Origin of the sequence: Frankia sp. ACN1ag (assembly GCF_001414035.1) — a bacterium.
Taxonomy (GTDB): Bacteria; Actinomycetota; Actinomycetes; order Frankiales; family Frankiaceae; genus Frankia; species Frankia torreyi.
In genome coordinates this window covers 14,516-40,060 of the sequence record NZ_LJPA01000011.1, presented here as the reverse complement: position 1 = coordinate 40,060, position 25,545 = coordinate 14,516, and the positions used below count along the sequence as shown (strand labels likewise).

Sequence of the window (25,545 nt, the reverse complement as noted above, 5' to 3'; positions counted from 1 at the left end):
CAGGTCCTCATCGAGCCGCCCGCTCGGGCCGCTCGGGCCGCGACTGCGCGGGTTCCCCCCGGCGGCGGGCCAGACACCACCGGCTGCCCGAGTGCAGGCCACGCATCGCCCGGCGGACCGCCGGGACCTGGGTGGCACGGTGCACTCGGTAGCGCCACGGCGGCTGCGGACCGTGGCGCCCCGCCATCGCATAGGCGAAAGACACCGCGCCCCGGTCGCCGTCCCGGCTGCCCTCCTCGTTGCCCTGCTCGTCGCCGTCCCGGTCGAGGTAGCGGTCCGCCTGCTCGAACCAGGTCATGCTGGTCCGCGCCGCCGCCTGCACCGGGCGCAGCGCCAGCCGACCCCGGGCGTCGAAGGACCGCAGCGCGGCTGTCAGATCGTCGTCGTTGTCGTCGAGGATCTGCGCGAGCATGACCGCGTCGACGATCGCCAACGCCGTCCCGGATCCCAGGGTGAAGTGGGTCGTGTGGGCGGCGTCCCCGAGCAGCACGACATTGTCGTGGTACCAGCGCTCGTTGGAGATCTCGGTGAAGCGCTGCCAGCGCGCGGTCCGGCCGCGGCACTGGCTGATGAGACCGTGGCCGTCCAACGGCTCGACGAAGATCTTCTCCAGCTCTCGCAACGTGTCGGCGTCGCCACGCTCGTCGAAGCCGAGCCCCTCCCAGGTCCGCCGGGTGCATTCCACGATGCACGTGCTCAGGCCCGCGCTGGACGGGTAGGCGTGACACCAGATCCAGCCCGCGGGGGTCCGCTCGAAGTCGAAGGCGAAGGTGTCGAAGAACCTGTCCGTCCCCAGCCAGATGTAGGGGTTGCTCCCGGTCGCGACGCGGGTCCCGAACGGGTTCCCGCCCCCCTGGCGCATCCGGCTGTTGGCGCCGTCGGCGGCCACGATCAGGTCGGCGTCGGCGTACGGACGCGGATCGGCGACCTCGTGGCGGTAGGAGATCCTGACCCCGAGTTCGACGGCGCGCCGCGCGAGGATGTCGAGCAGCACCGCCCGCTGCATGCTGAAGCCGTATCCGGCCAGGTAGGCCGCGCCCGCCCCCGCGACGCTGATGCGCTGCTCCTGCCAGAGGGTGGACTGCGCCCGGATGCGGCGCGCGCTGGGGGGATCGTTGCGGAAGAAGACGTCCAGCAGGTTGTCCCAGTAGACGACCCCCCAGCCATAGGTGGCTCCCGGCGGGTCGCGTTCGATCACCGTGACCTCGTGTGCGGGATTGCGCAGCTTCGTCGAGATTGCGAAGTACAACCCCGCCGGTCCACCACCCACGCAGACGACGCGCATACCAGTCCTCCCGATCCGCACCCCCTGATCCTCGGTGCCCTGCCGCCGCCCGAAAACGACGAAATGGCGACGGCCGACCGATATGGAGCGGTTCGTCGCCACCTCGTTCCCGGATGAACAGAACACTGATGGTGGGTGTCGTGTGGTGGGTGTCGTGACAGTTGGTCGGAACGTTGCCGGACTACCGGCGATGGCCTGGCCGGCCGGGGGACTGCCGCAGGTCGCGGCGAGTCAGCCGAGGGCTACCAGCCCCAGCCCCAGCCGCCTCCGCCACCCCAGCCACCCCAGCCGCCTCCGCCACCCCAGCGGCCCCAGCGACTCCAACCCCAGCCACCCCAGCCACCCCAGCTGCTCCAGCCCCCGCCCCAGCCGCCGACGAAGAAGCCGACGAAACCGGTCGCCTGCCGGAACGATCCCTGAGCCTGAAGGGCCGGTGCCTCATATGTAGCCTTCATGCCGGGTTTCCCCCCGTCTGCACTCGGATGCTTTCTCTCGGGTATGCCCGGCCCTCGGTATTCCTCGTTCAAGGCCGGATACACGACCTTCGACCGAGCAACTTCCATTGTGCTTCTTCCGGGTCCACTAGGGGTTCATCGACGGTTCGTTGCAGCCGGTTGCAACGGCATCTGCGGGTCTCGCCGCGCCGGGCCGGCCTGGCGCCGTCCGGCGGACCGGCCGGGAGTCGGACCGGCCGGAAGTCGGGACGGCCGGGAGTCGGGACGGCCGGGGCTGCGCGAGGGCCGGCGGGGTTACCATGGAGAAGTCCACCATCTGGGAGATCCAGCCCAGATGGTGGGACACCTGCCGGGAGAGGCCCCTGAGGGGACACCCCCGTCGGTGTCCCCGGCGGCCCGAGACAGTCGGCCGGCGTCGGGGACCCTGACGGCCCGCCCGCCGCCGCGACCCGGCCTGGCGGGCGGGCCGTCGACCCCGACACCCGCCATCCCGCCGCACCTGCGACCACCCGCGCACCCGACCGGGCGGCGGCCTGACCGCACGCCCTGCGGGCGGATCACGGCCGACGCAGAAGGAATCGAGAAGCCGCCATGACGATCGCCGCCGCCCCGCCGCAGCTCGCCGCCCGCGCCCGCGCGGTGCGCACCTCCCCGGTGCGCGAGATCCTCGCCCTGACCGCCCGGCCCGAGGTGATCTCCTTCGCCGGCGGTCTGCCGGCCCCCGAGCTGATCGACGCCGAGGGCATCCGACGCGCCTACGACCAGGTGCTCACCGACGAGCCCCGGCGGGTGCTGCAGTACTCCACCACCGAGGGGGACCCCGACCTGCGGGCGGCGGTCGCCGCCCGCCTGGCCCGGCGCGGCCTGCCGACCGAGCCCGACCACCTGCTGGTCACCACCGGCTCCCAGCAGGCCCTGACGCTGCTCGCCGCCGCCCTGCTCGAGCCCGGGGACGTCGTCGTGGTGGAGGACCCGACCTACCTCGCCGTGCTGCAGTGCTTCGGCTTCGCCGGGGCCCGGGTACTCGCAGCCCCCACCGACGACGAGGGGATCATCCCCGACCGGCTGGCCGACCTCGTCGCCCGGGAGCGCCCCCGGCTGCTGTACCTGGTGCCCACGTTCCAGAACCCCACCGGACGCACCATGGCCGCGGACCGCCGGCGTGCCGTTGCCGAGGTCGCCGCCCGGCAAGGCCTGTGGATCATCGAGGACGACCCGTACGGCGAGCTGCGCTACGAGGGGACGGCGCAGCCGTGGATCGCCTCGTACCCGGCTGCGGCCGACCGCACGGTGCTGCTCGGCAGCTTCTCCAAGACCATGGCTCCGGGCATGCGGCTGGGCTGGCTGCGCGCGCCGGCGGCGCTGCGGCGCGCGTGCGTGATCGCCAAGCAGGCCGCGGACCTGCACACCTCGACCGTCGACCAGGCGGCCGCCGCCCGCTATCTGGCCGACGCCGACCCCGACGCCCAGATCGCGCGCATGTGCGCGGTGTACCGGGAGCGGCGTGACGCGATGCTCGACGGGCTCGCCGGGGCGCTGCCGGCCGGCAGCTCCTGGAACCGGCCCGAAGGCGGCATGTTCGTCTGGGCTCGCCTGCCCGCAGGTTACGACGCCACCGCCCTGCTGCCCGCCGTGGTCGCCCACGACGTGGCCTACGTCCCCGGCGCCCCGTTCTTCGCCGGCGCGCCGGACCCGGCGGCGCTGCGCCTGTCGTTCACCACGCACGCGCCCGCACGCATCGCCGAGGGGATGGCCCGCCTCGCCCGCGCCCTCGGCGGCCAGGCCGCGACCGGGTGAGGGCACCCCCGTCCCGCCGGGTGCCGGCCAGACGGGTGCCGGGACGGGTGGCCAGCCAGCCGGGCTGCGGCGTGTGCCCGCGCTCAGGCACGGATCTCCAGGGTGGCGCNCTTGATTCCACCGCCGCCGCGACGCAGCTCGTCGAACTCGATCCCGATCGGTTCGAACCCTCGGTTGCGCAGTTCGGCGGCGAACCCCTCAGCGGCGGCGGAGAGCACCACGTGCCGCCCGTCGCTGACGGCGTTGAGCCCGAACACCACCGCGTCGGCCTCGCTCACCCTGATCGCGTCCGGGAACAGGGTGGCGAGCAGCCGGCGGGCGGCCTCGTCGAAGGCCGTCGGCAGGTAGGCGACGAGATCGTCGTCGAGGACGCACAGCGCGGTGTCGAGGTGGTAGAAACGCGGGTCCACCAGGGTCAGGGAGTGCACCGGGCGGCGCAGGACACGCGCCGCTTCGGCATGCGCGGCCGGCTCCGACCGGAATCCGGTGCCGGCGAGGATCATCTCGCCGACGGGCAGGAAGTCGCCCTCGCCCTCGTTGCAGAACGCCGGGCGGTATGCCCCGTCCGGGGCCAGCCTCGCCAATCGCCGCAGGTAGGGCGCCTGCTCCCCGCGCCGTTCGGGATGGCGGAACCGGACCCCCAGCGCCCGGCCGCCGACGACGAGCCCACCGTTGGCCGCATAGACCATGTCGGGCAGGCCCGGCAGCGGATCGATCAGCTCGACGGTGTGCCCGAGATCGCGGTACAGCGCACGCAGCGTCTCCCACTGCGCGCAGGCCCGCGCGGTGTCGACCGGGCGGTGCGGGTCCATCCACGGGTTGATGGCGTAGCGGACGTCGAAGTAGGTCGGCCGGCACATCAGGTACCGGCGCGTGCGGGCCCGGCGACCCCCGGCACACGACGACGTCATCGGCGACTCCCGGGCCCGACAGGTGCGCTGTCCACCGTCCGGCTCAACGCGCCATCGCCTGGTGCCGTTCCGCCGACCGGATCGGTTCGTGGATTGCGCGAGCACGGCGGGGCCGAAGGGACAGCAGCCACCCCGTTCGGGCTAGGCAAGTAGGTTCGTCCGGAGTGGTCGCCACCGTGCGCGACCGCACGGCGGCCGCGCCGGTCGTGGCGCCGGGGCACGCGGACCCCCGTCCGATCCCCCGCGGTCAGGAAGGCAGGACACGAGGGCGATGTCGACCTCCGAAGCGGAACCGTCCGGTTCCGCCACCTCCGGCGCGCCGGGCTCGCGACGCACCCGCCCCGCCCCGCGGCGCCTGCAGGTCGTCCGGGTGGCCCCGCTGGCGGACGACATGGTCACCGTGACCCTGGGCGGCCCCGCACTGGCCGGGTTCGCCCTGCCCCGGCCCGCGCATCACATCAAGATCTTCCTTCCGGTCGACGGACAGCGGGAGCCGACCGTCCCGGCCTGGGGACCGGACGGGCGGCCGGTCTTCCCGGCGGGGCAGCCCCGCCCGGTGGTCCGGACCTACACTCCGCGACGGTTCGACCCCGACGCCCTTGAGCTGGACATCGAGATGCTGCTGCACGCGGGGGGCCCGGCCGGGCGGTGGGCGGCCGCGGCCCGGCCCGGGAACCATCTCGCCATCGCCGGTCCGGGGGGTGGCTATGAGGTCCCCGCCGGCGCGGCCCATCACCTGCTCGCCGCCGACGAGACCGGCCTGCCGGCGCTGGCGACGATCCTCGAACGGCTGCCCCCGGCGGAGGGCGTCACGGTGCTGGCGGAGGTCCGCGACGCGGGGCGCCGCCGCGAGCTGCCGGTGAACGCGGCGGCCACGGTCACCTGGTTGCACCGCGGCACGCGGGTCGCCGGCGAGCTGCTCGCCGAGTCCGTCGCGGCGGCGAGCCTGCCGGCGGGCACGGCGGCCTGGGTCGCCTGTGAGGCCTCGGCGGTGCGCCGGATCCGCCGCCAGTTGCTCGGCTCCGGACTGGACCGCGGCCGGATCTCGACCCGCGGCTACTGGCGGCTGGGAGCGGCGGACCATCCCGACCACGACTTCGGTGAGGTGGACCTCGCCGACGTCGCCCGGGGCGGCGGGGGCCGCGGGGACCGGCTGCGTAGCACGCTCGGGCCGTTGAAGAGCCGCGCCCGCAACGCCGCCCGGGAGGTGCGCACCGCGCTACGCGAGCGCGGCGACGGTCGGACCCGATGACCACGGCCGACGCACCGCTGAACGGCCACGTCCCCGCCGGCAGCACCCCCGTCGGCAACACTCCCGCCGCCGACATCCTGACCAGCGGCGCCCTGACCAGCGACGTTCTGACCAGCGCGGCGCCTGCATCGCGGTCAGCCGTCGACGCCGTGATCGGCTCGCGGTCGGGACCGCCGGTGCTTCGTTGTGCGGGCGTCGCCCTGGTGCGCGAGGGCCGGGAGCTGCTCGCCGACGTCGATCTGACGGTCCGTCCCGGCGAGCACTGGGCCCTGCTCGGCGCGAACGGGGCGGGCAAGAGCACGCTGCTCGGCCTGTGCGGCGCGGTGCGCCACCCCACCCGCGGCAGCGTGGATGTCCTCGGGCACCGGCTGGGCCGGGTCGACGTCCGGACGCTGCGGGGCTGGATCGGGCACGTCGACCCCCGTCATCCGCTGCGTTCGCCGCTGACCGTCGAGGAGGTCGTGCTGACCGGGGCGACCGGCTCGATCGAGCCCGTTCCGCGCTGGCAGCCCACCGAGGCCCAGCGGCGGCGGGTGGCGGAGCTGCTCGGGCTGCTGGGCATCGCCGCGATCCGGCACGCACGCTGGCCGACGCTGTCCCAGGGCGAACGGGGGCGGGCGCTGATCGCGCGGGCGCTCGTGCCCCGGCCGCGGCTGCTGCTGCTCGACGAGCCGGCGACGGGCCTCGACGTCGCGGCCCGCGAACGGCTGCTGACCAGCGTCGAGACGCTGGCCGGGGAGTTCGGTGAGCTGGCGAGCGTGCTGGTGACCCACCATCTGGAGGATCTGCCGGTCACGACGACCCATGCCATGCTGCTGCGCGGCGGGCGGGCGCTGGCGACCGGCCGGGCGGACGACGTGCTGACCACCGAGCTGGTCAGCACCTGTTTCGACCATCCGATCGCGGTCCGCCGCCAGGACGGCCGGTGGTCGGCCCGCGCGCCGCGCCGTACGGGGTGACCAAAAGGTTCGACCTCACTTACCTGCGGGCGCCCGGGAACCTTTTGCGAAATCGGACAGTTTGACGGGAGCCGCACCGGGGATACCACTCGCGATCACCCCGGCGAACAGGAAAGCGGCGCACCCCGGCACCGCCGCCGGCCACGGCAAAATTGCGGAGGCTCTCGTGCTCTGGTTCATCCTCACCATGATTCTGCTTGGGCTCGTCGCTGGCGCGGTCGCCCGCCTGGTGGTTCCGGGTCGCGATGCGATGAGCATTCCGGCGACGATTGTCCTGGGCCTTGTCGGTTCCTTCATCGGTGGTTTCCTCGGTTACCTCCTGTTCGGCCATGACTTCGACGAGGGTGCGTTCCAGCCCTCCGGGCTGATCGGCTCCATCATCGGTGCGATCATCGCGCTGCTGATCTACCGGGCCGTGCACGGCCGTCGGCCGGTGCACCACTGACCTCTGCCGAGCCGGAGCCCGACGACCCCGCCCACCAGCGGCGTCGCTCCGGGTCCGGGAGCTGCTTCGAGGGCCGACCGGGCAATCCGGTCGGCCCTCGGGCGTGTGCGGATCCGACCGCGAACGATTCCCCGCGCCCGATGCGACCGTGGCCGTCCTGGCGCGGCGGCCGTCGATTCCGGCCGACCGGGGCGACCGGCCGGAGGACCGCGCCGCCGGGAAACAGGGTCCTTGGTCCCGGTGAACGGTCCGCCGGGCACCCGTCGGCCGGAATCCGGGTGGAGCGGTGGGTATCCCACCGGTCCCGGTTCTCTTCACCGCCGAACCCCACGCGCGCAACCGGGAAAACACCGGGCGAGGTCCAGCCGACGAAGCAGGACATGCCCGGGTCACCGCCCAGAAGGCCGTCAGCATACGGCCGACCTCTGGGGCAGAGTCGCACCGCCGCGACCGAACCGTCCGTGTCAGGAGCAAAGGGAGCTCCACCACGACGGATGGACGGGCCCGTGGCAGGCTGACGGCACGGCACGGCAGCGCCCCAGCCGGGCCGCGGACGTCGGCGGAGAGGCACCCATGGCGCAGGACGACGCGACGCTGCCCGACGGGGACCATCGCGGGGACCGGTCGGACTCGCCGAGGGACGGCCGTGTCGGCGGCGCGGCCGGGTCCACCCGGTGGCTCGAACCGACCGAGCCCACCCGGGCCCGCTTCACCGGTTCGCCCCGCCCCGGCGACGGCGACGAGGACGGCCGCGAGCGGGCCGTGGGCGCCGGTGCGGTGCCGGGCCCACGGACGATCTCCTCCCCCCGCCGGGGCCCCGCGCCCGGTGTTCCCCGCGACCCGCTGCGGCTGCCCCGCCGGATCGGGCCACCGCCCGGTGCCACCCCACCGCTGCTGGAGGCGCCGAGCGTGCCCGTGGGGCTGCGGGAGTGCGCCGGCTGCGGCGCGCCGGTGGCCCGTCCGGGCCAGTCGGGAACGGTCGCACTCGAGGGCACGTGCGGGGGGTGCGGCCACCGCTACTCGTTCACCGTCAAGCTGCGCCCCGGCGAGCGCGTCGGCCGGTACACCGTGCACGGTGTGATCGCCCACGGCGGCCTCGGCTGGGTGTACGCCNCCACGGACGACAACCTCGGCGACGACGACGTACAGGCCTGGGTGGTGCTCAAGGGCCTGCTCGACGCGGCCAACCCGGAGGCCCGGCGGATCGCGGAGGGCGAGCGCCGCATCCTCACCACGGTGTCCCACCCGGCGATCGTGAAGATCCTCGACTACGTCACCCACGAGGGCGAGGACTACATCGTGATGGAGTACGTGCCCGGGGTCTCCCTGACCGGGCTGGCCGACGCCGGGCCACCCGGTCCGGACGGGCGGCCCGCCCCACCACCCCCCGCGGACGTGCTGCGCTATCTGCTGCGGGTGCTGCCCGCGCTGGGCCACCTGCACCGGATGGGCCTGGTCTACTGCGACTTCAAACCGGACAACGTGATGGTCACCGCGTCCGGGGTGAAGCTCATCGACCTCGGCGGGGCCCGTCGCCAGGACGACATGGTCTCCGGGTACCTGTCCACACCGGGCTACCGCGCGCCCGAGCTCGACGACGACGGCGAGCGCCCCGGCGGCGTCGAGCGGGCCGCGCCGTCGGTGACGACGGACACCTTCGCCGTCGCCCGGACCCTGGCCCGGCTCGTCCTCGGCCGCTTCCCCGGGTTCGTCGACGCCTACCGGCACGTGCTGCCCCCGCGACGCGCCCACCTACCGCTGCGGGAGTTCGAGTCGCTGGACCGGCTGCTGCGCCGGGCCACCGCGACCGACCCGCAGCGGCGCTTCCAGAGCGTCACCGAACTGGCCGACGAGCTGGTCGGCGTGCTCTACGAGATCGTCGCCCGGACGGAGGGGCCGGTTCCGCCGCTGGCGAGCCGATGGTTCGACGCCGCCGGGCATCCCACCGGGGAGGCCGGCCCGACCGGGCCCCCCGCCGCCTGGGAGGTGCTGCCGGACCTGCGGGTCGATCAGGACGACCCGCGCGCGCCGGCGCTGACCGCCGGCCCGGAGGAGGACCCGGCGGCACTCGCCGCCCGGCTGGCCGCGATCGTCCCGGTGACCACGGAGGTGCGCCTGGCGCTGGCCCGGGCGAGGATCCGCGCCGGGCAGCTCGGCGAGGCGGCCCGCGCCCTGGACGCCGCGACCTCGGCGGCCCCCCGGGAGTGGCGCATCGACTGGTACCGGGGACTGGCCGCCCTGGTCGCGCGGCGGCCGGGGCTGGCCGCGGCGGCCTTCGACCGGGTGTACTCGCAGGTTCCCGGGGAGCTCGCCCCCCGCCTCGCCCTCGCCACCGCCCTCGCCGACGTGGCGACCACCGCCGGCTCGGCGCGGGAGCGCCAGGCGGCCCGGGAGCGCGCGGGCGAGCTGTTCGACGTCGTCGGCGCCATCGACCCCGGCGTCACCAGCGCCGCGTTCGGGCTGGCACGCTGCCGCACCGACCCGACCGGCAAGATCGACGCCTACCAGCGGGTGCCCCGTTCCTCTTCCGCCTACACGGCGTCGCGGGTCCGGATGATCGGCGTCCTGGTCGCCCGCGTCCCCGGGACGGACTCCCCGGCGGTCGGGTCCGCGGCGCTGCTGCGAGCCGCGGCGCTGCTGGCCGACCCCCTGCTCGACCTCGGTGAACGACGCCGCGCCGAGCTGCGCCGCGACATCTTCACCGCCGCCCTGACCCTGGTCCCCGCGGGCCACCCGCCACCCGACTCGCCGCGGCCCCCGACCCTGCTCGGTCGGGCCATGGTCGAGCGCGAGCTGAGGTTCGGGCTGGCCGAGACCTACCGCGAGATGGCCCGGCTGACCCCCGATCGGGCCAGCCGCGTCCGGCTCGTCGACCGGGCGAACCATGCCCGCCCCCGCACGCTGCTCTGACGCTCGGACCCGCGCCAGCCCGCCCGGCCGATCCGGCTGCCCGGTCTGGCGCCCGTCGGACTCAGGAGGTGTCGGCGCCGACCAGCGGCGGGCGGCCGGGGACGCGCAGCCCGGGCCGCAGCCACTCGTCGTACAGCCGCGACCAGGTGCCGTCGAGCATGATCTGGCGCAGCACCCCGTTGACGAACGCCACGAACCCGTCGTCCCCCGCGGTGTCACCGGTGATCGGCATCGCGATGCCGTAGGGCTCGTCGAGTCGCCCGCCGGCGGCGAACGCCGCCCCGAACGCCTGCGGGCCGAGCACCGTCGTGTAGGGATCCTGGGCGGCGAGCCCGGCGAGCAGGACGTCGTCACCGACGATCGCGTCGACGTCGCCGTGCTGGAGGGCGACCAGGCAGTCGGCGATGCGGGAACGGGTCACCACGCGCGGGGCGGGCGCCGGCAGCCGCGCGAGCTTCTCGCTGGCCGTGCTGCCCGCCGACGTGCACACCGGCCGGCCGGTGAGGTCCGCGATGTCGGTGAAGCCCGCCTCCTGGCGGACCAGCAACCGCAGCGTCGATTCGTAGTAGACGCTGGAGAACCGGACCTGCCGTTTGCGCTCGCAGGTGATGGTCATCGTCGCGACGAGCATGTCGACCATGTTGGAACGCAGCAGGTCCTCCCGTTCCGACGTGGTGACCGCCCGGAACTGGATGTGGTCGTCGACGTCGCCCGGTCCGAAGATCGCCGCGGCGACGGCGCGGGCGATGCCGACGTCGAACCCCTCCAGCCGCAGGGTGCGCCAGTTCATCAGCCCCGCGGGCGGTGCGTCGGTGACGATGCCGACCCGCAGGTAGCCCCGGTTCTGGGCGATCGCGCGCATCCGGCTGCCGGCCGGCATGCGCCCCGGTGCCGGCAGCGGGTCCAGCGGCGGCTGCGTCGAGCGCACCGGCCGGCCGTCCTGGCGGCAGGTGCCGTCCGGATTGACCGCCCCGGCCGGCGCCGACGTCGGCTCGACCGGCGGCGCCGGGGAACGCGGCAGTGGGCCGGCCTCGATCGGCAGCGGGCTGCGCGCCGTGCTGCAGCCGGCACCGCCCAGCAGGGCCAGGCAGCAGGCGAGCCCCGCGGCGACCAGCCGGACGCGGTCGCGGGGGCTCACAGGAACTCCCGCAGTCGCGGCCACATGCCGGCCGCGGCGGCGACGATGGCGGCGAGCACGAGGGCCGGGCCGGCCAGCCGCAGGGCCCGCAGGGCGTCGGCGGCCCGGCGCACGTCGCCCTCGAACCGACCGCGGGCGGTGTCGACGGCCACGTCCAGCTTGCCGAGAAAGCGGGTGAACGCGGCCGTGTCCGGCCCGAGCGTGCGGGTGACGGCCTCGCCGAACGTGTCGGACGAGCGCGGATCCCCACCGGCGGAGCCGGCGTCCCCGGGTCCGTGGGCGGCGGCCACGACCGAGTCGGGCGAGGAGGCCAGCAGCTTCACCACGGAGTCGCGCACCCGCAGCCAGGAACGCAGGTCCGCCTCCAGCCCGGGTGGCAGGTCCGCACCCTGATGGCTGTCGAGAGCCACGACGAGGGATCCGCGGCGGGTGACCGGTTCGGGCGGCAGCCGGTCGCCGGCCGAGTCGAAGCCCAACCCCCGGGTCACCCAGGCGAAGTGCTCGTCGAAGCGGACGCCGTTACCCAACGCGGTCAGCGACAGGTTCTCGTCGACCCGGGCCTCCAGCGCGAGGGTCTTCGACCGCGCGAGCAGCGTCATCTGCCGATAGCCGGCATCGCGCGCGGTGTCCAGGCGGGTCTGCTGGGTGCCGAACGCCACCGCCGTCCACACGACCGCCGTCAGCACCGCGCCGGTCGCGACCACCAGGCCCGGGTTGATCAACCGATTCGTCCGGCGCACCAGCAGCAACTGCACACCGACCAGCGAGCCCAGCGCGAAGCCGGCGGTGATCACGATGGCCCATTCCCCCTGCGAACCGGTGGCCCGCTGGTAGGCGAGGTCGACGGCGTCGGCGTAGCGGGCGACGAGGACCTCGGTCGAGGGGAGGATCTCGGTGCGCATCATCGTCGAGGCGGCCCGCAGATTGGCCTCGCCCACGGACAGGCCCGCGCGGTTGTTCGCCCGGGCCCGCTCCACCATCCCGTTGTAGACGGGGATGCCCTGGGCCAGCAGGTCCAGAGGGCACGCCACGGACGCCACGCCCCCCGACGAACCGCCCGGCGTGCCCCCGGCTCCCCCGGCTCCCCCGGCGCCGAGGCCGCCCGCCCCGCCCGCCGGACGCACACCACCGGACGCATCCGCACCCCCCGGGGCGGACCAGGGTGGTTCCATCCCGCCGGCCTGATCCGAACCGTCGACCAGCCCGTCCGGGGCGGTCGTAAGGTCATCGTCGTCGCTGCCGTCGCCTTCTCCCGCCGCGGCGACCGGATCGGGAGCGGCCGCAGCGGGGACGGGGGGGCCGAGTCGGGGATCCGGAGCCGTGGCGCACAGCCTCGGGTCGAGGCGGCGCAGGTCGAGGACGTCGCGGGCCGCCTCGGCCACGCTTGCCTCGAAGGGCTGACCGGCCTTGATCCCGTCGTAGCGGGCCCGCAGCTCCGCCGCCGGCTCACCCTTGTCAACCAGCAGTTCGACAGGGGCGAACAACTCGGCGGCTGCGGCGGCGTCCGCCTGGGACAGCGCGGCACGCAGCTCCTGGGCCGTGGCCAGCGCTCGCCCCTGCCGGGTGACCAGATCGTCGGTGGCGTCGAGACGGTGGGCGACGACACCGCGCAGGGTCAGCCCGAACAGGGCCAGGGCGACGACGAGCACGCCGAGCAGCCCGACCAGCCGGACGCCGGCATCGCAGCGCGCGGCGACGGTACGCGCCAGCCGCGCGGCCCGGCGGAACCAGCCGGGGCCGGGCGGGACCGGCGCCCCGCAAGCCCCACCCTCGCGCCCTCGCCGGACACCCCCGCGGCGCCCGGAATCCGGCCCCCCGCTGGGAGCAGGCGGCGGCGACGCTACAACCGTCACGGTCACCGAGCGTATATGTATCCCACGGATCCCGTTACCTCGCGCGGTGATTTCACCCGACCCGAGCCGGCGAGGCGCCATGCCCGGCCGCCCGTCCCGCCCGTCCCGTCCGTCTGGGAGGATCGGGTCGAGCCCGTGACCCCCGATCGGGCGGCGCCGCGACGGGCGGCGGCCATGGCGGGGCACCGGGAGAGGAGCAGGCAGCGACGTGTCGATGATCCCATCCCCCTCCCGCGACGAGCCCGCGGGTCCGGTGGGACGGCCGGTCGAGCCGCCCCCGGGAATCACCGACGCGCGCCTCGCCCGGCAGATCGCCTTCCTGCTGGAGATCGACCAGCTCAAGTCGGTGCTGCGGCAGAGCCACCTGATCGACCGGTCCCGCCGGGAGAACGACGCCGAGCACTCCTGGCATCTGGCGATGCTCGCCGTCGTCCTCGGCGAGTACGCGGCGGCGGAGGTCGACCAGGCGCGCGTCGTGCGGATGCTGCTGATCCACGATCTGGTGGAGGTCTACGCGGGCGACACGTTCCTGTACGACACACAGGCCGCGGCCGGCCAGGCCGAACGCGAGCGGGCCGCCGCCGATCGGCTGTTCCCGCAGCTTCCTGGTGACCAGGCGGACGAGCTGCGGGCGCTGTGGGAGGAGTTCGAGGCACGGCGCACCCCCGACGCCCGGTTCGCCCGGGCGCTCGACCGGGTGCAGCCGCTGCTACTGAACTTCTACACCGGCGGGAGCACCTGGCGTCCGCACGGGGTGACCAGGGCGGACGTGCTGAACCACCAGAAGACGATCGAGGACGGATCCCCGGCGCTGTGGGAGTACGTCCGCGTCATGATCGACGAGGCGGTGCGCCGCGGGTACCTGCGCGTCTGACGGCCCACCCGGGCCACGGCGGGGCCGCCCGCTCGGAGGCGGCCATGCGAAGGCGGCCATGCGAAGGCGGCCATGCGAAGGCGCCCGTTTGAAGGCAGCCGTCAGGACAGCCCGCAGTGCTGCTGCGAGGTGTACTCGCGCAGCGCGGTCGCGACGGCGGGCAGGACCGGCACCAGGCAGAACACCGGATTGCGCCAGAGCTGGCGGTACTCGCTGCCGCCCGCGTCGGTGTCGGATTCGAGCGCGTCGCTGTGGGCGTGGGCGACGGCGGCGGGTGCCGCCTGGCCCAGCACGCCCGCGAGCCACGACCGGTCGGCCATGATCCTCGCCGCGGCGACGGCGAGCCCGGGGTCGACGGAGTCGCGGACCACCAGGCCATTGGGAGCGCCGATCGTCGCCGTCGGCTGGTTCACCCCGCTGTAGGTGCCGGCGGCGATCGTCCGGTCGGCGAAGATGCCCGGCGCGCCGTCGCGGCCGACGAATCCGGCGCCGGCGACCCGCCCGTAGTACCGGTCCCAGTGCGTGCCGAAACCCTCCCGATACTGGTCGATCGGGAGGAGCTGCAGGTCGCTGGCGGCGCCGCCGAGCCGGCGGATCCGTTCGTCGAGGATCCCCGACGGCGCCGCCACCCACACCACCGCCCGCACCGGGTCCGTGGACGACGCCGGATCGGTCAGCGAATCCATCGCCTCACCGAGCGTCTGGTAGACGACGTGGGGCAGCGGCAGCGCCGGCGGCGTGAGCGCGCACACGTTGTCGAACAGCACGTCGTTCATCTGCAGGGAGCCGGACAGCTCCAGGCCGCCGGAGACGGTCTTGCCGCACAGGTCGCGCAGGCTCGACACCTCGCCGCGGCGAACGATGACGTGCACGAGGTCGAAGTAGGCGGGTCCGAGCGTGCGCAGCCGGTTGACCTGGTTCAGGGTGCCGCGGCGGAACCGGGCCGCACTCTGGTAGTCGAACTGGTAGATACCGAAGGTGGCGTCCACGGCGACGTTGAGCTGGGTCAGCGCGAGGGAGCACGGCGCAGCCCCGTCGCCCTGGAGCCGGTAGAGGTTGTCGGCGCTGCCGTCGGTGGCGACCGGGTCGACGGTCAGCCCCCAGCCGGGATGGCGCCGGACGAGCTCGCGGCCCAGCTCCTGGGCGACGACCCAGTACGGGGAGTTCGCCTGCCCGGTGTAGATCTTCACCTTGCGACAGCGCGTCCCCGGATCGTGGGAGCTCCCGCGCCCCGGTACGAGCAGGACGATGAGCAGCGACGCTCCGAGCAGGCCGACCGCCACGAGGGCGGCCGACCGCGACCGCTGCCGTGGCCGTGGCGGCGACGATGACGACACCCCGCTACCCCCGCCTCTCCCCGATCCCCGGCCCCCACCGCGACGACCGCCGCGGCGCAGGCGGGCCGATGTGCGCTCAGTATGCCCGACATATGCAGGCACCTTCACGCTGGGAGACCGGCCAGCGTCACCGCGTCGGCGCGACCGGCATGCTCACCGGACCGCCCCGCACGGGGGCGCGGAGCGGGGGCGCGGGATGGGAGCCGGCGGTGGGGAGCCGGGAGTGGGAACGGGCTCAGGCGTCCAGCAGGGACTCCAGGAACAGCACGGTGCGCGCCGCGACGCTGCGCCGTCCCGATCCGGTGAGCACGTCGTGACCGCCGAGGACCACGTCGAGTTCGGCGCGCGGCGCGGTCCGGGTCGTCATCCGCACCAGGGGCAGCGGGCTGATCTCGTCGTCGGCGCCGTGCAGCAGCAGGATCGGCAGGTCGGGCAGGGCCCGCGGCGAGGGCTCCTCGACGGGCAGGCCGGCCACGGGCAGGTGCAGCAGCGGCAGGCCGAGCAGAACCAGGCCATCGGGACGCACGGCGGGCGAGCCGACCATCGCCAGCGCCGCCAGCGCGCCGGTGTCGGAGCCGAGCAACACGAACGGCGTGCCCGGGACCCGTCCCTCGACCAGGGCGGACACCCGGTTACCGCCGTCGGGGACGACCGTGAGCAGGTAGCCGTCGAGCGCCAGTCGGTCGGCGAGCGCGTCGAAGATCGCCGGGTCCTCCCCGCGGCCGGGCAGGGCAGCGATCGTGGCCCGGATGTCCCGGCGGGCGACGGTGGCGCGGGCGCGGGCGGGCGGCCGCACGGGCGTTGCCGTCGCGACGGGGCTGCGCGGGGCGGGGGTCGCGGTGGAAGCGACGAGCGGGCGCACGGAGCGTGGCGCCGCGACGGCGGGATACGTGCCCGCCTGCCGATCGGCGAGGGACAGAGGCTGGAACGGCGACATCATCGGCGCCTGGTCTCCTTTGGAGGAAACGGATCGCCGCGGCCTGATGGACCGGGCGTGCCGCGGACGCGGCGGGAGCAGGTCGTGCGTCGGGTAGCCGGTGGGCGGGTCACGGCCGGTCGGGCGGGTCGCGCGAGTGGGCGTCCGGGCGGTGGACTGACCCCCGCCTGTCCCAACGCCGAACGCGACGGCGCCGGTTCCCGGGACACGACCAGCTCACCGGCCGAAGGACGAAGCGGCGCCGGCACGCCAGAGGAGCGCGGCCGCGGGGGAAGGCGGGTAGGTCTCTCGGCGGTGGCCCGCCCTCGTCCGACGGATGAGGGTTCGGCGACGGGCCGAAGGTCGGGCGAGGGCTCCCGGCGGATCAGCTCAGCGACAGCGCCATGAGGAGGATGACGGCGACGGGGAGACCTCGTGCCCGAGTCGAACGGACTGACGTGCGTCCACAGACATGCCTACTACCCTTGGTAGTCGTACCGCCATCCGTCAACTGGTTCTTGCTGTGCCCTACATCACTTCCGCGGATCACGAGGCGGCGGAGCGCGCAACGACGGCAAGGGCACCACCCGAGCGGGTGATGCCCTTGCCGTGACTCGCCCACGACGCCGCGACGGGGCTCACCCCCGCCGCGCGCCTCGGCCCGCGTCCCCACCAGCCCGGGCCCGGCGGACCGGACTCGGGCGGGCGTGGACCCCGGGCGGTGCGTGGTGCTGCGATCAGGCGGCCGCCGCGGCCTTCGCCTTCGCGAAGCGCTCGGCGACGTCGGCCCAGTTGACGATGTTCCACAGGGCCGCCGCGTAGTCCGCCTTGACGTTCTTGTACTGCAGGTACCAGGCGTGCTCCCACGCGTCGAACACCAGCAGCGGGGTGTTGCCGACACCGATGTTGCTCTGGTGGTCATACACCTGCTCGATGAGCAGCCGCTGGCCGGTGGCGTCGTAGGCCAGCACCCCCCAGCCGGAGCCCTGCACCGTCGTGGTCGCCGCGTTGAGCTGCGCCTTGAAGGCGTCGAAGGACCCGAAGTCGGCGGTGATGGCCTCGCCGAGCACGCCGTCCGGCTTGTCGCCGCCGTCCGGAGAGAGGTTCTCCCAGTAGATCGAGTGGAGAATGTGCCCGGAGAGGTTGAACGCGAGCGTCTTCTCCAGGCCGACGATGGCGCCGAAGTCGCCCTTGTCGCGCGCCTCCGCGATCTTCTCAAGGGTGTCGTTCGCACCCTTGACGTAGGTCGCGTGGTGCTTGTCGTGGTGCAGCTCGACTATCTGTCCGATGATGGACGGTTCCAGTGCACCATAGTCGTACTTCAGGTCGGGCAGCGTGTACGTCGCCACTAGAGCACGATCCTTTCCATTCGCAAGGGATTTTTCGGGGGCACCCCCGCGGGGGCTCCCGACGGTTCAGGTGGGCGGTTCCGGCGACGTCGGCGGCCACCGGCCGGGCAGCCGGGGTCGGCGGGGCCTGGCGATGCCCATCGACCCTCTCCTCCTCCGGCGAGCCGCCGAGACGGCACCCTGTGGACGTCGACGTCAGGTGCTGCGAACGCCCGCCTGGACACTATCGCCAGAAGGATCGGTCCTGCATAGCGAGACCGGACACCGCCACACGGGAAGGATCACCCATAGCTCCGACCAATAACAGCCGGTGACGGCAACGAGGAGGAGGGCGGGATTCGGTGACCCACCGAACAGTCGAGCGCGCCGGCCGGGGTGCCACCCCGTACGAACGTCCCGCGCATTCTCGGTGCCGCCCGTCCGGCCCCGCCCGCACGTGCGCGGCTCGGCCGGACGGGACGCGATAAGGAGCCGCCGGGCCGCCCCCCGGACTCCCCAGCCAACCGGCTCGGCGTCGTGAGCCCTCAGCGCCGACACCCGCCCTGCCGGCATCCTCGGCGCCGCGCCCTCGCACGCCTTCCCGGCCTCGCACGCCTTGCCGGCCTCGCACGCCTTGCCGGCCTCGCACGCCTTGCCGGCCGCCGCGCCGCGGTGCCCGGGCGACGGCGACGCCCCCGCATGCCCGGGCGTGGCGGGGCGCCGCGTTCGGCACCGCGGGCGGGGTGACCCGCGGGAGTGTCAGTCGTCCTCGTGGATCTGCTGGCTGAGGTAGTTGGCCGCGCCAAGCTGGGAGATCAGCTCGAGCTGGGCGTCGAGCCAGTCGATGTGCTCCTCCTCGGAGACGAGGATCTGCTCCAGCAGGACCGCCGAGCCGATGTCGCCGCGCTCGCGGCTCAGCGCGATGCCGCCACGCAGCACGTCGACGGCCTCGAATTCACCGGACCGGTCGATCTCGAGCTGCTCGGGGACCGTCTCGCCGATGCGCAGCGTATGCAGCCGCTGCAGGTTCGGCAGACCGCCGAGGTAGAGGACACGCTCGATGAGCTGGTCGGCGTGCTTCATCTCGTCGATGGACTCGTGGTAGTAGTGCTCCGCAATCCGCCGATAGCCCCAGTTGCGCTGCATCCGGCTGTGCAGGAAATACTGGTTGATGGTTGTGAGCTCGTTCGTCAGCACACTGTTGAGCAGTTCTATGATTTCCGTGTCGCCACGCGTCGCCATCGGTTCCACACCTTTCCGTCGGCTGTTTCCAGCCGGACGTCCCACACCGCGCCGGGGCAGGGCGGGGCGGCTGCTCCGGTCACCCCGGCGGCCCGCGACCGGACACCGACCATCTGCGACGACGGGGACACAGATCGACCGGACCGGGCAGGCTTACGAACCTCGAGGCACCAGCAAATCACAAGGATGCGTAATTCGCAGCGAGCCGACACTCCCGACCCGTCACAACGATCGGAACATCGATACAGGTAAGGCTGCCCGAAGTTAGGAGAAGCTACCCGTAGGTGGTGCGCACGGCGGGGACGATCCACCGCAATCACAGCCGGGTTCACCGCCGGGCGACCTCCGGGAATCGGCCTGCGATGCCCCGCCGCGCCCACCAATACGGAGGATGGGACGAGCTCAGCTTCCGGGCAGACGGACCAGGCCGAGATAGAAGTCGTCGATCCGGTGGAGGGCCAGGATGAAGGCGTCGAAGTCGACGGGCTTGGTGACGTACGCGTTCGCGTGCAGGCTGTAGCTGCGCAGCACGTCGGTCGGGGCGTCCGAGGTCNTCAGGACGACCACCGGGATGGTCAGCAGGGCCGGATCCTCCTTGACCGACATGAGGACCTCCCGGCCGTCCATCCGGGGCATGTTGAGGTCGAGCAGGATCAGGTCCGGCCGGGGCGCCGCGGCATCGCGCAGGAAGCGCATCGCCTCGACGCCGTCGGCGGCCACGTGCAGCTCGTGGTCGAACCCCCGGTCCGTCAGCGCCTCGGTGACCATGAGCGTGTCACCGGGGTCGTCCTCGACGAGCAGGATCCGGAACGAACGAACGGCGGTGGCGGGCACTGGTTCGCCTCTCCTGGCAGTCGTCGGCCCGGGTGAACCGGCGCGGGGTCGGCGCTCACGCGCATTCGCCCACGATATCGCCGGGTGCCCGGTTCGACCGGTCCTGTCCGCGGGCCATAGCCGGGCTGGCCCGGGCGGGCGGCGGGCCACCCGTCTCCACAGGTCACGCGGTGTAACAATCCCGCCACGACCTCCGCCGCGCGGAGGGGGCTGGTTCGCGCGGCGGGTGCCTGCCCGGCCGCCACCCCGCCAGCTCGGGCCGGTCGGGAGGAGCCGCGTTCGATGTCCACGGGCCAGCGCGCCACCGCCGTCCTGTTGCTGGTCTGCGCGGTGTGCGGCGCGGTCGGCCTCACCGAGCTGCGCCATACGCTCGACTACCCCGAGGTGCTCAGCGCACCTCCGGCCGACACCCTCGCGGTGGTGCGAGAGCACTGGCTGGCAATCGGCGTCGGTGTCGTGCTTGCCGGCGTCGCCGCGGGTCTGCTGCTGCCGATCACCGTGGGAATCGTCCGTCTGCTGCCGCGCGGCCCGCATCGCCCCCTGCTGACCGTGCTGGGGGCGGCGGCCGGCGGCGCGCACCTCACCGGCCTGCTGTTCTGGCTGATCACGGTGCCGGCGCTGGCCCGGCGCGCGGCGATCCCCGCCCAGGCGGACCATGCGTCCGCCGTCTTCGACACCGCACGCACCCTGTTCGGGGTGATGATCGGTGAGGTCCTCGCCTGCCTGCTGACGGCGAGCTGGACGGTCGTCCTGCTGACGCGCGCGGCGCGGGCCGGCATGATCCTGCGGCCGGCTGCCCGACCCGCGTTGCCGAGAGTCGCCGCCATCGCTCTCACGGGCTGGGGCGGCCTCGCCGCGGGGGGTGTGCTCGGCGGGGTCCTGCTGCCGTTCGGGGTGGATGCCGCGGTCACCGGGCGCGTCGTCGGGGAGTTTCTGTGGTACCTGTGGCTCGTCGGGCTGGCGGTCGCCGTCGGGCATCTCGATCCCGGGTTGCTCGCGGCGGACCCGACCGCGGTGGCAGCGGCCGGCGGCCCCGCGTCGCCCACCGAACGGAGGGGTGACGACGGGGCCCATCCGGGCGGGGGCGTCTCGGGCCTGCCCGTCGGCAGCGTGCCCGCCCGAGCCGCCCACTACCCCGAAGGTGTCCCCTCGCCCCCGATTGCCCTCCCCGCCGGGGGCCCGACCCCCGCCGCGGCCGTCGCCGGGCACGACACTCGACTTTGCGAGCCGAGGTCGGCCGGCGACGCCTTCTTCGACGCGGCCACCGAGATCTCCTGGGAGGACCCGCCCGCCGTCGACGGCGACGGAGTCCGCCTGGACCAGGCGGACGATGGGGGCACCCATCGGGAGGATCCCGGCGGCTCCGGCCCGGCTGATCGCGCGCACGCCGGCGCCATCGTCGACCCCGACCGCCGACCGCTGCGCGCCGCCACCCAGCCGGCGGGTCGGCTGCTCGGCGACGACGCACCCACCGACCCGGCGGTCGACGTGCCCGCCGGCGAGCACCCCGACCGGGCCACCCGATCAACACCGCAGGATCGCCGGACCCGAACGGGCGAGAAGGGCGGGTCCGGCGAGGCGGGCGAGACGGGCGAGACGGGCGAGACGGGTGGGACGGGCGAGACGGGCGTGGCGGCCCGAGAGGCCACAGGATCGAGAGGCCCCCGAGAGGCCACAGGATGAGGCGTCTTGTCGGCGCGACCGGTCAGGGTGCGTGCCCGCGTTCGGCCGCCAGCGTGGCAGGGCCGCGAGAGGGCTGGACGACCGGGGCGGCGGCCGTGGCGAACCCCGTGGCCGTCACCCCAGGCACAGCGCGTCGACGACGGCGCGAGTGTCCGTCCCCGAGGCGGCGGCCCGCGCCCGGCCGGTCTCCCTCGCGCCGGTCCCCACCTGCGGGGGACGCGGTGGCAGGACCCGCTGTGTCCGTCCCGCCTGGTGCACGGTCCAGCCGTCCCGATCGCAACCGGTGACCGTCCACGGCACCGGCCCGGTCGGGTCCACCTCCCCGTCGGGCGGGTCCATCCCCTGGTCGGGCGGTGCGGCCACCCAGGCGGCCACGTCCCGCATCGCGACGTCGAGCAGATGGCCACCGCCGCCGAGCACGGAGGCGGCCGCGGCCAGCGCGGCGAACAGGCCGGTGAGCGGGTCGGCGATGGCGTCGCCGCAGAACACCGGGCTCGCGGTGTCGCCGCCGGAGCGGTCCCACGCGACGAGACCACCCGCCACCGCGGCATCGTCGCCGAACGCGACGGGGTCGGGGCCCGGATGGGCGCCGGCGTAGGCCCGCCCGTAGCCGGTGATGCTCACCCAGGTGCGCCCCGGTCGGGCGGCGACGAGCTCCGCGGCGTCGAGCCCGAGCTGGGCCAGGGCACGCGGCCGCGACGACTCGATGACGACGTCGGCGCGCTCCACCAGGCGACGCAGCATGGCCCGACCGCCCGGGGTCGTGAAGTCCAGGGCCACGCTTTCGTGACCGGCGTGCAGCCAGTCGTAGAACTCCGGGTCGCCGCGGCGTGCCCCGTCTGGTCTATGCACGCTTTCGACCTTCACCACCCGCATCCCGGCCTCGCCGAGCAGGTGCGCGCACAGCGGACCCGCCCACATGGCGGACAGGTCGATGACCAGCGGTGGTTCGGCGCCGACGCCTGCCGCGGCCCCGATCAGGGACGATGTCGGCGCAGACGACGTAGCCCGGGTGGCCCGAGTCCGCCGGGAAACCCCCGTCGGCCGGGAATCCCGTGTCGACCGGGAAACCCCCGTCGGTCGGGAAACCCGTATCGGCAGGGTCCGAACCGGCCTGGGCCGGCGGGGGCCGTCCAGCTCACCGGCCGGGATGGCGAGCAGCCGTGCGATGTCGACCACGTCCGCGGCCGGCCGGGCGGCCACCGCCGCGCTCAGTGCCGTCCACGCCTGCTCGACGGGATGCAGGCACGGGTCGGCCGACACGAGTCCGATCTGATCCCCGAGCGCACCGACAAGGGCGTCCACGGCGTCCACGTCGTGCGGCCGCGCGAGGTTCACGGCGATCCAGCCGTCCGCGGCCGGCAGCAGGCGGCAGCTCCCGTTCGCCGACCAGGTGCCGCGGCGGTGCAGCCCCAGCAGCGCGGCCCGGCCGCCCAACAGCGTGGCCACATCGGGCCGGACGGCCCGGCCGAGCTGCCGGGACAACTCCGTGAACAGCCGGGCCGCCGCCTCGGCGCGGCCGAGCACCGGCCCGTCGGGAACCAGCGGGGGCCGTCCGGGCGGCCCCGTGAGCCACATCAGCCCGCTGGCCGCCCAACCCAGCGCGGCGGGCAACCCGGCTGTCCCCCCGGCTCGGGCGGTGTTCGGCGCCGGCGGGTCGACGGCGACCGGCAATCCCTGGCCGGCGAGCATCGATCGCAGCTCGTCGAGCAGCACGCCGGGTGCGGATTCGACGAAGCCCGCCAGGCGAGTCCCCCGTCCGGGCCATCCGGCTCGTCCGGCCAGGGCGGCGCCCGCCGGAGGCGTTGCTGGCGACGACATCTCGGCTCCCTGCACAATCACGATTCCCTGCGCGCCGGTCCTACTCTGCGGTGCGTGCGCGGCGGTACAGGCAGGCGGGTCAGTGCCTCTCCTGGGTCGTGCCGGCCGCCGGAGTCTCGCCGCACTGGACGACGACGAAGCCCCCCCGACCGGAGTACTCGATCTGCGCGAGCTCCCCGGAGCTGCGACCCACGAGGTTGCCCATCTTGAAGGTGGACACGACCCGGGTGCGCACGCCCGCGGTCCAGGCGACGGCCGCGTCCCGGTCGACGCACACCGGTTCGTCCGTCGGAAGTACCAGCGGGGAACCCAGGCAGAGCACGGCCACTCCGCCGGTGCCCGAGACCTCGGTGTTGAACACCCCGCCGGCGATCATCGCACCGAGGCCGCCCGAGGTCGTGGTCACCTTGTAACGCACCCCGGACTCGAGCGCGAGCAGGCTGCGGCCGTTGACCGTCAGGCTGTCGTGGTCGAGAGTGAAGATCGAGATATGGCTGCCCGACTCGGCGAACCAGACGGTCCCGCGGCCGGTGACCTTCATCAGGTCCTGGCCCTCGCCGGTCACCGCCCGCCGCAGGAAGCCACCCACGCCCTGGCCCTTGTAGGCGAAGTCGAGCCGCCCCCGGTAGGCCACCATCGACCCCTGCTTGGCGTACGTCTGCCCACCGTCGAGGTGGACCCGCAGCATCCGGTCGCCCTCCTCGAGGGCGAACGGTGGGCCCGCGGGCTGGCCGTTCGCGAAGTGTCCCAGCGGGTGTGTCATGCCTCCATTGAACGCCCCGCCCCCCTCCGTTCGGGCGGTACGTCCCGATGCCGGACGCCTTTCCCTCCCCGGCTGGAGCGGCATCGGCTCGGCCGACGGGACCGTGCCCACCCCGCCCAGGGCCGGCTGCGGCGCCACACCTCACCGTTGACCGAGCCCAGACCGTGTGCAAGGCACCGCAACGAGCAATCCGCACCGGCAGCTGCCCACCGGCTCAGCACACGACGGCTCAGCACACGACGGCTCTGCACACGACGGAATCAGTCGCGTCGGTGGTGTGCGCATCCCGGAACGAGGGGAGAAACGGGATATCAAGTTCCTTCGATGAAACGGTGTGCTATGCGAGCTCTGGGTGCGGTGGCCGCGTTCTGTACCGTCCTGCTCGTCGGGGCCGGGATCGTCGGCCGGGCGGCCGCCGCGGACGGTCGGTGGGGATACGTGGTGGTGGTCGTCCTCGCCGCGCTGGCGGCCGGACTCGCCGCCCGCCTGATCCCCGGCCGCCATCATGGTGCCGTCGAGCTGGACTGCCCGCGTTGCCGCGGCGAGGGGCAGGCCTTCTACGGCGTGGGGCGCGAGACCTACCGGCGCCGCTGCCGGGTCTGCCATGGTCGGGGCTCGGTGGGGCGTGGCCAGGCGGGTGCGACCCGTTGGCCAGTGCCGGAGACGGCCGGGGACCCGCCCACCCTGCCGATGGCGGAACCGGAGCTGAGCACGACCTCGGCGCGATGAGCGCGGACCTCGTCGTCAGACCAGCATGAGCAGCATCCCGCCGGCCATGATCAGCCGGGACGCGGCGGGGGTGATCGGGGCGGGGGCGGCGTCCCAGGCCGGCCGGGCCCGGCGCAGCAGCGGGCCGCCGACGGCCGCGACCGCGGCGACGGCGAAGACGACGGCGAACCAGCCGGACAGGTCACCGAGGTCACCGAGGTCACCGAGGTCGCCCACCGGCCACCGGCCCGCGCGGGCCATGCACGCCATCGCCAACGCCTCGACGACCAGCATCGAACAGCACGACCAGCGAGCCGGCTCGCAGCAGGCGGGGTTCGTCAGGACGAGGACGAGGAACACCCCGGCGAGGGCGAGATAGGTCAGGGCGAAGGCCCCCGAGGACGCCACTCCGGACGGGCCGACGAACATGACCGCCATACCCACCGCGACGATCGTGTGACCGATCTCCACCGGCACGAACGCGGCCGCCCGGCCCCGCAGCACCTGGCGGACGAACGCCGGGACGTGGTGCGCCCGGCCCTCGTCGGTGACGATCCGGGTGGCGTGGAACAACGCGACGATGCCCATCGCGACAGCGGCGACGAACGCCACGGCCGTCGGAAGTTGCTGCGAGGACAGCGCCGCGGGGTGATGGTGCGTCACCGCGGCGGGCGGCAGGTGGCGGACACCCGGCCGCATGCCCGGACGGTGCCCCGGCCCGCGACCCACCCGCTCCCCCTACGGGGCAGGCCGCCGGGCATCTCAGCCCACGCCCAGGGCGAGTTCCGCGTCGACGAGCTCGGTGATGCGGCCGGCGCGCGCCTCGTCGACGATGACCTGGAGCTGCTCGACGCTCATCTGGATCCGCTGCCCGAAGTCGTCCGTCAGCACGATGCGGCGCTCGGCGGACGCGGTGTGGTCGACGAACAGCTCCGGACAGCCGCAACTGCACTTTCCGCAGAAGGTCAGGACGTGGCGGGAGTTCTCGACTGCGGGCATGTCGACTCCTGGATCGGAGGAGGGAGCGATGGCGC

General features: G+C 74.1%; 22 protein-coding genes and 2 pseudogenes. 9 read left to right on the top strand and 15 right to left on the bottom strand.

Annotation, left to right across the window (positions count from 1 at the left end; all coding sequences use genetic code 11):
- Positions 1-7 precede the first annotated feature (7 nt).
- Positions 8-1,285 carry an FAD-dependent monooxygenase gene (locus UK82_RS11765; protein WP_055407103.1) on the bottom strand — a complete coding sequence of 426 codons (1,278 nt, stop codon included), beginning with the start codon at positions 1,283-1,285 and terminating at the stop codon, positions 8-10.
- Positions 1,286-1,527: 242 nt separating this feature from the next.
- A complete protein-coding gene (locus tag UK82_RS31285; protein ID WP_082121717.1) occupies positions 1,528-1,740 on the bottom strand; it encodes a keywimysin-related RiPP in 213 nt (70 codons plus the stop codon).
- Between the two features lie 591 nt (positions 1,741-2,331).
- Here UK82_RS31285 and UK82_RS11760 point away from each other — a divergent pair.
- On the top strand, positions 2,332-3,537 hold the full coding sequence (locus UK82_RS11760) for a PLP-dependent aminotransferase family protein (protein ID WP_055407102.1): 1,206 nt from the start codon (positions 2,332-2,334) through the stop codon (positions 3,535-3,537).
- Between the two features lie 110 nt (positions 3,538-3,647).
- Here the strand turns inward: UK82_RS11760 and ddaH are convergent.
- On the bottom strand, positions 3,648-4,448 hold an 801-nt coding region (ddaH, locus tag UK82_RS11755), incomplete at its 3' end, for a dimethylargininase (protein ID WP_236705818.1).
- Positions 4,449-4,719: 271 nt separating this feature from the next.
- Between ddaH and UK82_RS11750 the strand changes: the two genes are divergently transcribed.
- From UK82_RS11750 to UK82_RS11735, 5 genes and pseudogenes are all read left to right on the top strand, one after another.
- A complete protein-coding gene (locus UK82_RS11750) occupies positions 4,720-5,700 on the top strand; it encodes a siderophore-interacting protein (protein ID WP_055407100.1) in 981 nt (326 codons plus the stop codon).
- Between the two features lie 107 nt (positions 5,701-5,807).
- The gene (locus UK82_RS11745; protein ID WP_370657254.1) at positions 5,808-6,659 is read left to right on the top strand and encodes an ABC transporter ATP-binding protein; all 852 of its coding nucleotides are present in this window, start codon (positions 5,808-5,810) and stop codon (positions 6,657-6,659) included.
- Between the two features lie 187 nt (positions 6,660-6,846).
- The gene (locus UK82_RS11740) at positions 6,847-7,104 is read left to right on the top strand and encodes a GlsB/YeaQ/YmgE family stress response membrane protein (protein WP_041940742.1); all 258 of its coding nucleotides are present in this window, start codon (positions 6,847-6,849) and stop codon (positions 7,102-7,104) included.
- Positions 7,105-7,677: 573 nt separating this feature from the next.
- Positions 7,678-8,217: pseudogene (locus UK82_RS37370) on the top strand (serine/threonine protein kinase); the annotation flags it as partial.
- Between the two features lies 1 nt (position 8,218).
- Positions 8,219-10,014 (top strand): serine/threonine protein kinase (locus tag UK82_RS11735; RefSeq protein WP_236705816.1); only part of this gene is annotated, 1,796 nt, incomplete at its 5' end.
- A 61-nt stretch (positions 10,015-10,075) separates the two neighbouring features.
- Here UK82_RS11735 and UK82_RS11730 read toward each other — a convergent pair.
- Positions 10,076-11,152 (bottom strand): glutamate ABC transporter substrate-binding protein, encoded by a 1,077-nt coding sequence (locus tag UK82_RS11730; RefSeq protein WP_236705815.1) that lies wholly within the window; start codon positions 11,150-11,152, stop codon positions 10,076-10,078.
- Positions 11,149-13,005 carry a hypothetical protein gene (locus UK82_RS11725; RefSeq protein WP_236705814.1) on the bottom strand — a complete coding sequence of 619 codons (1,857 nt, stop codon included), beginning with the start codon at positions 13,003-13,005 and terminating at the stop codon, positions 11,149-11,151. The genes UK82_RS11730 and UK82_RS11725 overlap by 4 nt, the downstream gene beginning before the upstream one ends.
- A 214-nt stretch (positions 13,006-13,219) precedes the next feature.
- On the opposite strand from UK82_RS11725, the gene UK82_RS11720 reads away from it, so the two are divergent.
- Positions 13,220-13,879 carry an HD domain-containing protein gene (locus UK82_RS11720; RefSeq protein WP_083507157.1) on the top strand — a complete coding sequence of 220 codons (660 nt, stop codon included), beginning with the start codon at positions 13,220-13,222 and terminating at the stop codon, positions 13,877-13,879.
- Between the two features lie 101 nt (positions 13,880-13,980).
- On the opposite strand, the gene UK82_RS11715 is transcribed toward UK82_RS11720, so the two are convergent.
- The 6 genes and pseudogenes from UK82_RS11715 to UK82_RS37360 all read right to left on the bottom strand — a co-directional run.
- Positions 13,981-15,162 (bottom strand): C4-dicarboxylate ABC transporter substrate-binding protein, encoded by a 1,182-nt coding sequence (locus tag UK82_RS11715; RefSeq protein ID WP_236705813.1) that lies wholly within the window; start codon positions 15,160-15,162, stop codon positions 13,981-13,983.
- 289 nt (positions 15,163-15,451) lie between these two features.
- Positions 15,452-16,156, bottom strand: a complete 705-nt coding sequence (locus tag UK82_RS11710) for an alpha/beta hydrolase (protein ID WP_236705812.1) — start codon at positions 16,154-16,156, stop codon at positions 15,452-15,454.
- Between the two features lie 713 nt (positions 16,157-16,869).
- Positions 16,870-17,481: a superoxide dismutase gene (locus UK82_RS11705; RefSeq protein WP_044884068.1), complete on the bottom strand. Its 612-nt coding sequence runs from the start codon at positions 17,479-17,481 to the stop codon at positions 16,870-16,872.
- Positions 17,482-18,219: 738 nt separating this feature from the next.
- A complete protein-coding gene (bfr, locus tag UK82_RS11700; protein ID WP_009737569.1) occupies positions 18,220-18,702 on the bottom strand; it encodes a bacterioferritin in 483 nt (160 codons plus the stop codon).
- A gap of 402 nt (positions 18,703-19,104) precedes the next feature.
- Positions 19,105-19,255 (bottom strand): annotated as a pseudogene (locus UK82_RS37365) (response regulator); the annotation flags it as partial.
- A 1-nt stretch (position 19,256) separates the two neighbouring features.
- Positions 19,257-19,536, bottom strand: a 280-nt coding sequence (locus tag UK82_RS37360; protein ID WP_236705811.1) for a response regulator, incomplete at its 3' end; no start/stop codon positions are given.
- Between the two features lie 282 nt (positions 19,537-19,818).
- On the opposite strand from UK82_RS37360, the gene UK82_RS11690 reads away from it, so the two are divergent.
- Positions 19,819-21,219: a DUF4386 domain-containing protein gene (locus tag UK82_RS11690; protein ID WP_083507151.1), complete on the top strand. Its 1,401-nt coding sequence runs from the start codon at positions 19,819-19,821 to the stop codon at positions 21,217-21,219.
- A gap of 114 nt (positions 21,220-21,333) precedes the next feature.
- On the opposite strand, the gene UK82_RS11685 is transcribed toward UK82_RS11690, so the two are convergent.
- Positions 21,334-23,040: a CoA transferase gene (locus tag UK82_RS11685; protein ID WP_236705810.1), complete on the bottom strand. Its 1,707-nt coding sequence runs from the start codon at positions 23,038-23,040 to the stop codon at positions 21,334-21,336.
- Between the two features lie 79 nt (positions 23,041-23,119).
- The gene (locus UK82_RS11680; protein ID WP_044884070.1) at positions 23,120-23,803 is read right to left on the bottom strand and encodes an AIM24 family protein; all 684 of its coding nucleotides are present in this window, start codon (positions 23,801-23,803) and stop codon (positions 23,120-23,122) included.
- Positions 23,804-24,142: 339 nt separating this feature from the next.
- Here UK82_RS11680 and UK82_RS11675 point away from each other — a divergent pair, with 339 nt between their 5' ends.
- A complete protein-coding gene (locus UK82_RS11675) occupies positions 24,143-24,532 on the top strand; it encodes a cytochrome C (RefSeq protein WP_236705809.1) in 390 nt (129 codons plus the stop codon).
- 15 nt (positions 24,533-24,547) lie between these two features.
- On the opposite strand, the gene UK82_RS11670 is transcribed toward UK82_RS11675, so the two are convergent.
- Both UK82_RS11670 and UK82_RS11665 read right to left on the bottom strand, forming a co-directional pair.
- Positions 24,548-25,240 (bottom strand): DUF5134 domain-containing protein, encoded by a 693-nt coding sequence (locus UK82_RS11670; RefSeq protein WP_236705808.1) that lies wholly within the window; start codon positions 25,238-25,240, stop codon positions 24,548-24,550.
- A 33-nt stretch (positions 25,241-25,273) separates the two neighbouring features.
- Positions 25,274-25,510, bottom strand: a complete 237-nt coding sequence (locus UK82_RS11665) for a hypothetical protein (protein WP_044884072.1) — start codon at positions 25,508-25,510, stop codon at positions 25,274-25,276.
- Positions 25,511-25,545 lie beyond the last annotated feature (35 nt).